Source organism: Mucilaginibacter sp. P2_D11 (assembly GCF_056404435.1).
The window spans coordinates 1-801 of record NZ_JBFUEA010000056.1 but is presented as its reverse complement, the minus strand read 5'-3'; the positions used below and the strand labels follow the sequence as shown (position 1 = coordinate 801).

Genomic DNA, 801 nt, shown 5'->3' with positions numbered 1-801 from the left:
CTGGTGTCTGCAACGGGGAGCGGTGATGAGAATTATAAAACATCGGTAGCCAATACCGCAACAAGCATCGTACTGACGCCTACGGCATTGGAGGCCCATGCTGTTATCCGTGTAAACGGTACTGTCGCAAGCAGCGGCTCTCCGCTTTCGATACCTCTTACCGGTGCCGTTACGCAGGTTACCATCCAGGTAACCGCAGAGGATGGTGTAACCACCAGGACGGCGACGCTTCAGATAAATAAAACAGGGTCTACCAATGCTTGGTTAACTCAGGTGGTTTTAAGCCCATATGTAACGTTAAGTTCTGTTTCCGGAAGCAGCGATTATAATTTTTCGGCATCAGTAGGTGCTAATATTAGCAGCGTTACATTAACCGCCACGCCAAGTGATTCCAAAGCCATCATACGGGTTAATAACGTAGTGGTAGCCGGTGGGGCAGCCTCCGGGGCGATAGCGCTTTCAGCGAGAACCAATGTGATCAGTACGGTGGTAACAGCCGAAGACGGCATAACCACTAAGACCTACACCATAACGGTAACTCGCCTGTCCAACAATGCAGCGGTATTATTAAAAGTTGGCGGTGCTAACCTGGTGTCTGCAACGGGGAGCGGTGATGAGAATTATAAAACATCGGTAGCCAATACCGCAACAAGCATCGTACTGACGCCTACGGCATTGGAGGCCCATGCTGTTATCCGTGTAAACGGTACTGTCGCAAGCAGCGGCTCTCCGCTTTCGATACCTCTTACCGGTGCCGTTACGCAGGTTACCATCCAGGTAACCGCAGAGGATGGTGTAACC

1 protein-coding gene is annotated in these 801 nt (G+C 51.1%); it reads left to right on the top strand.

Annotation, left to right across the window (positions count from 1 at the left end):
* On the top strand, positions 1–801 hold an 801-nt coding region (locus AC1DXC_RS27315), incomplete at both ends, for a cadherin-like beta sandwich domain-containing protein (protein ID WP_477462339.1).